6 protein-coding genes are annotated in these 6,184 nt (G+C 40.6%); all 6 read left to right on the top strand.

The annotated features are described in order from the left end of the window. Nucleotides 1–214: 214 nt before the first annotated feature. The 6 genes from PG879_RS16690 (at nt 215) to PG879_RS16665 (ending at nt 6,020) form a co-directional block, all read left to right on the top strand. Nucleotides 215–841 (top strand): HNH endonuclease, encoded by a 627-nt coding sequence (locus PG879_RS16690; RefSeq protein WP_270830454.1) that lies wholly within the window; start codon nt 215–217, stop codon nt 839–841. A 293-nt stretch (nt 842–1,134) separates the two neighbouring features. Then, entirely contained in the window at nt 1,135–1,875 is a 741-nt protein-coding gene (locus PG879_RS16685) for an endonuclease NucS domain-containing protein (RefSeq protein WP_270830453.1), read from the top strand. 427 nt (nt 1,876–2,302) lie between these two features. Next, the gene (locus tag PG879_RS16680) at nt 2,303–3,073 is read left to right on the top strand and encodes an abortive infection system antitoxin AbiGi family protein (RefSeq protein WP_270830452.1); all 771 of its coding nucleotides are present in this window, start codon (nt 2,303–2,305) and stop codon (nt 3,071–3,073) included. A gap of 52 nt (nt 3,074–3,125) precedes the next feature. Continuing rightward, nucleotides 3,126–4,190 (top strand): hypothetical protein, encoded by a 1,065-nt coding sequence (locus PG879_RS16675; RefSeq protein ID WP_270830451.1) that lies wholly within the window; start codon nt 3,126–3,128, stop codon nt 4,188–4,190. Between the two features lie 4 nt (nt 4,191–4,194). Continuing rightward, nucleotides 4,195–5,322, top strand: coding sequence for a hypothetical protein (locus PG879_RS16670; protein WP_270830449.1), 1,128 nt, complete (start codon nt 4,195–4,197; stop codon nt 5,320–5,322). Nucleotides 5,323–5,330: 8 nt separating this feature from the next. After that, nucleotides 5,331–6,020, top strand: coding sequence for a hypothetical protein (locus PG879_RS16665; protein ID WP_270830448.1), 690 nt, complete (start codon nt 5,331–5,333; stop codon nt 6,018–6,020). Nucleotides 6,021–6,184: the final 164 nt, after the last annotated feature.

Raw genomic sequence — 6,184 nt, 5'->3', positions numbered from 1 at the left:
GGCGGGACACGGAATGGATCTTAAGCTGTTGAGAAGATGTGAGATTATATCTTCATCACTTTAAGAACACAGCCTAGTAGCAGCCCCTTGCAGCGAGAAGTCTAAGCCCTCTGAGTTCGGCAGCGCCGGTGATTCCTGGTCAGATACTGGCTGGGAGGTCCGCATCGACTGGGAGCTGCTGGAGAAGCCAATCCGTCCGAAGGACCACCTGGAGTTGATTGTTCCCATCCTCCCCTCGAAAAACTCCCCTTTGCGGGCAAACGGGGATGGAAACCAGAGCTGCTACCTCGCCCGCATCAGCAATGAGCTGGGCAACCTGCTGCTCTCACTGGCCAACCGCGTGAACCCCGACTTTGTCGATGACATCGAGCAGCATCAGGCCGAACTGGAAGGTGATGCCATCGAGGCAGCCATCAAGGCCTCAACCCTGGAAGTCACAGAAAAGCTGCAGCTGACCAAGGCCCGTATCGGCCAGGGCGACTTCCGCAAAAAACTGGAAATTATTGAGCCTGTTTGCCGGGTCACCGGCGTCACCAACAAGGCCCTGCTCATTGCCAGCCACATCAAGCCCTGGTCTAAGTGCGATAACAACGCCGAGCGCCTGGATGGAAACAATGGCCTGCTGCTCTCCCCTCACATAGACAAGCTGTTCGACCGGGGTTGGATTACCTTCACTGACGCCGGCGACCTGCTTTGCTCTGAGCCCAGCATCGAGCAGGCGCTGCAGCAGTGGGGCGTTGAACTTCCCAAGAATGTCCGCCCGTTCAACTCCAAGCAAGCTGCATACCTCGCCTATCACCGTGACGAGATATTCAGGGCTGAACCGGTTCTTTCCGCTTAAGACCCCCAGGAGCAGGGCTTCATCCCTGCTCCACTAACGTCCTCAGCAGCCCTCCCCTGTGAATCTGTGATCCCCTTTCAAATCCCCCTTCTTTTCGCTCAACAACTGGCATCGTTTGAGATACGATTTCCGCACGGTGCCCAAGCTCCATGCAAGGCCTACCCATGACAAGGAACTGTCATCTGATCACAGGTAAAAATCAGCATCTAGGGGCTGAAACCTAAGGGCGGTAGCTACTCCGATCTACTTATCTTCTCTAAGCCCCTCCCCTCGATAGAAGTGGAAAATCCTAAATGGCGACATTGAACGAAAAGCCAGTACGTTTATTGATGCACGATATGATCGTTTCCATGGGCCTGCAACCCGGAGTCCCTTTCCTCCGAGAGCAAGCAATCCAATGGTTCAAAGAACACTATCCGAACGTAAAGCAAGGCACCGTTGCAGCCCATCTAATCAGGCAATCTATAAACGTCCCTACTCGTTTGCAGTACAGCCCGAGAACTGACGGTACAGACGATCTATTCTTCAAAATCGACACCTCGAATTATCGCCTGTACGAACCTGGCAGAGACCCAACGCCTATAACCCTTCTCACCCCGGTTGTCGATGAATCCCCCGTGGACACACCGCTCGAGGGCTGCTCCAGCGAGTTTGCCTACGAACATGACCTGAGGGACTACTTAGCCAAGAATCTGCACATCATTGAACCCTCACTAAAACTCTATATGGACGAAGGGATCACCGGCGTAGAGTTCCCTGTGGGCGGCCGCTTCATCGACTTGCTAGCTGTGGATGGTTCAGGCAACTATGTCGTGATAGAACTCAAGGTATCGAAGGGTTATGACCGTGTAGTCGGTCAGCTGCTGCGTTATATCAGCTGGATCAAGAAGAACCATGCCGAACCGGGACAGACAGTGCGTGGGATAATCATTGCCAAGCAGATCAGTGAAGACCTCAAGCTTGCCTGTTCAGAGGTCCCCTCTGTATCACTCTATGAGTACGCGTTGTCAGTTGCCGTTACGAAGGTATCGTAATCGTTCCAAGAGTTTCAGGGCTGCACCCTCGTGCGAGCTTTACGCTTCATACCCTGAGTGGGTACTTGTCTCCCACTCACTCTACCCCTTCAGCCCACACAAAATCTGTGATCCCCTCTCAAATCCCCCTTCTTTTCACTCAACAATCAGCACCGTTTGAGATACGATTTCCGCACGGTACCCAGGCTCCATGCAAGGCCTACCCATGACAAGGAATGGTCATCTGAACACTGGTCAAAAGCAGTATATGGGAACTGTAACCTAAGGGCGGTAGCTTTCCTGTCTTCTATCTATAAAACAGCTCAATAAATCTAACTTTGGGTGTAGTACAGTCCACGCTTTTTGGTGATACAACTCCCCCCCCCACCTCTTATCTATCTCACATACCATAAACAGTCTAATTTGCAATCATTGCAGGCTTTAAAATATGAATAACAAGAGTTTATACCCTGACATTCTGTTTCACTTCACTCAAGATAAATCGGCACTTTTCAATATTTTGAATTCAACCTTTAACATTTCTTATGCGCGAGAAAAAATAGAGGGTAAAACTACAGTTCGTGAGTTTGCTGTGCCAATGGTATCTTTTTGTGACCTGAGACTGTCAGAATTAAAATTTCATATGAGCAAGTACGGAAGATATGGAATTGGCTTAACAAAGGACTGGGCGAATCGACAAGGATTAAATCCTGTCATGTACATCAATAAACATTGCCCATTTACAGACAATTTCAATAATGCATTAAACAGTATTTATCAGAAAATCAATAAATTCACAGAGAATGACCATTTCAAAGGCATCTCAGATGTAAACATGAAAATTTTTGATGCTTATAGATATATAAAAAATTATGAGGGCTCTCTGAAAAGAAATGATATAAGCGAAGACCTATTTAGGTTTGCAGACGAGCGAGAATGGCGATATGTACCTCCAATCACTGAGAATGGAATCCCCCCGTTTATAGCTAAAAGCAGGATAGATACCCCTCAAAAAAAACAACAATTCAACCACCTCATTAGTGATCACAAATTACACTTCCAACCTAATGATATCAAGTATTTAATTGTAGAAAACGATAATGAAATAAATGAATTGATTGGACATTTACGCAGAGCAAAAATTAATTTTGATTCTTCAATAATTGAGAGGCTTTCTAGTAGAATTCTTACTGCAGAGCAAATAGAAAGTGATATGTAGCAGTGTCAAGAAACTAGAAATTCATACTATATATAATAAATAAGGTTATGTTATGGCTGAAAATGGACCTATAGAAGAACTAGCTAAAATTATATCAAAGGAAATATTCGATAGATTCCTTTGGAAAAGAGTTGGACCGGGAGATCAAGATTTCGACTGTGTAAATGAAGCAGAGCACAAACCACAAGATAAAGCACAAAAACACACACATCCAGTGGACGTCGTTTTTTCCTATAAGGACCCATATCTTAACAAAACAATTTATTTAAATACAGATTTAAAGAGTTACTCTAAAAAAACAATAACAGTAAAAAAAATAGAAGATGCTTTGATATCACTTGCAAACACTATCGACTGTGCAACATATAGTGAATTTTGGGAAGAGAAGTACATAACTGAAGTCGGTAATTACGACATAAGGGGGCTATTATTTATTTACAATCACGACAATGAATTTACACATAATTTTTACCATTACTTTAACCCTCCCAAACCCGAAGGTAAAGCTCGCAGACCAAATTCCATAAACACAAGTCGCATTAACATCAAAGAAAACCAACAGATTCACATTATTGAACCTGGCATTATTAATTATATGATGACATTACTGTCTGACATGGATAGTTTAATTGCAAAGAGTGAGTTTCCTAGTGAAGGGGGGTATGGTTTTTTCTACCCTCAATTAACATACCATAAAATACTTGTTAATGAACAACACCTTCCGGCTACTATTGAACTATTGACATCACCATTCCTTATTATCAAACATGATGAGGTAATGGGAGTCAATACTAAGACCATGACAGTTGAGTTGAAAAACGCAGAGGGATACATTGTATACTACAATAGAAGTGGCGATACGGACTTAGAGTTCATGTATCTATTTGAACTATTAGCAAACTATCAGATATTAAATTTCAAAAATAAAATCAAAATTAGAATAGCATCATTGAATAGAAGCGCATCTATCATATCAAATTATAAGCGAGCAGTAGAAAAATACGCACATGAATGGGGCTATGATTCAGATGCAAAAAAATATTTAGATAATATTGAACTGTTTTTGATTCCTACCGTTAAGAGTTTTTATTCATCTGAGGCATTATCCTGGGAGTAACTAGGTGAAGAATCTACATAGCGTTACTGACAAGGCAATATCTGATGCGTTAAGTCAGTCAAAAATTACCTCGAGTGAATTATCTGAATTGTTTTTAAGTAGAGGGATATTAATATCTAGAACAACTGAAAGAAAAGAACTTGCGAGATACTTTTCGAGATTCTATCATGATTACTATGATCATCAAACAATAGCCGCTCAGCTTGGTGTGCACTCTAGAAAAGAGCGAGTAACGTCTAAGATAATTCATCAAGAAATAAATCCAGATGACATTCTAAAATCAGCAAACCTCTTAAAGAAAGAGATTGAATCTCATGATGATTATTGCTCTGTCAGGAAAATTGACAACACTATTTATATAAATATAAAGTATCTCTCAACTGATTACACCAAAAGTGATTTTAGGCAAGTTGTAAATAAAGAAGCCATGTTAGAATTAGAATGTGATAATGGAAAGATAACAATCAGAAGACCTGATAACGATCAACTTGAAGAGTATGAAACTTCATTACTAAAAAAAATTGAAGCCAATGTAAAGAGCTCACTGCCTGAAGCACCTTCTTTAACAATCTCCGAAGTTACATTAATAAACATTCCATCCCCGATTGCAAGAACTAATTTTTTTATAAAATTGCTAAAAGAACTCAATGGCTATGAGTTTGATGATGTCACAGATGCATACGTATACCATCTTAAACCATCAAATATCACCCCACTTGATGAAAACGAAGATGGAGATGGAGATGGAGATGACATTGAATTCGGAGTGCATATTAGTAAGGCCTCATTAAAGGGCGAAGGTGTATTAAAATCAGAAGAATTAAGGCAGCTTTATGAAAGAGGATTTTACATATGTAAAATTCGATGGAGAATTAAAGAAAAAACGTATGACCATGATATATATGAAATAGAGGCGCAATTTAATAATCAAGAGGAGTGTTCTGGTTTCTCTTATGTAACCAAAGGTGTGAAAAGATACAGAAGCCAAGGGGAGCACACGAAAAATTTTGTACCTCTAACTAAATCAGAAGATTTGAAATTATGCCGTTTAATTGAACAGACAGCTTATTCAATAGTAAATAATCCAACAACAATCCCATCTGACACAATCATATCAGTAGATAAATCTTAGGAGTGGTTATGTCTTTACGTCTAAAACTATTAACGCTAAAAACCAGCTTGGAAATAAATTCACTCCACAGTATCTTAATACGTTGCCGATATGAGAGTGGCTTGTTTTTTGGATTCTTAGATGTCGATATGGCCAATGAAAAACTATCTGCCACTTATATAGAAATGGAGACTGTCCAGCAACAATTAACAGACCCTTTGGGTGAATCATACGAACAAACCATTACTATTTACAACAAATTCAAGTTCATTTTACAAAAGCTAGAAAACAATTCTTTTATTATGTGTGTTTTTGACCCTCCCAGAAACATTAAAAAATTCATTAATAACCTCTGTGGTGAAATCAATTCGCAATCAAGCATTAGCGCAGTCGAAATATCTATATCAAACCTCATAAAAAACATGGCCCTCTCAGAACATTTCTCATTAACCAAAATAACAAAGGTGAAGACTAGCGGACTAATAATCAACAGGGATTCAATCGCAAATTTAGAGATAACCTCTAGGATGGATGCAATCAAAGACTTGAACGACTATACCAAGCAAGAAATAACCTCTATTGATAGGATTGCAGGCTGTACAACACTTGATGATAACATGATAAATTTTGAAGCATCCAAATCTGGCGTGATTTATATAAACAATCCAAACTGTGATGTTTCAACACTAGTAATGACCGCAATAACTAAAGACAAATAACTCCAAATAATTTCACAATAAAATTCAGTGGCCGCTACTGCGGCCTTTGACTTACTGTTATAAAAATGCAATTAAATACCATATATCTTTTCTTCTTAAATAGTCCTCTGAAACATCCCCCCTCTTTCCAGCCTGCGGCTATTCTTACACAGTCTTTGAGCATG

The sequence above is a fragment of the Aeromonas sp. QDB63 genome (genome assembly GCF_027707425.1).
GTDB classification, from domain to species: Bacteria; Pseudomonadota; Gammaproteobacteria; order Enterobacterales; family Aeromonadaceae; genus Aeromonas; species Aeromonas caviae.
The sequence above is the reverse complement of the archived record's forward strand: the minus strand, read 5'-3'. Positions and strand labels throughout refer to the sequence as shown.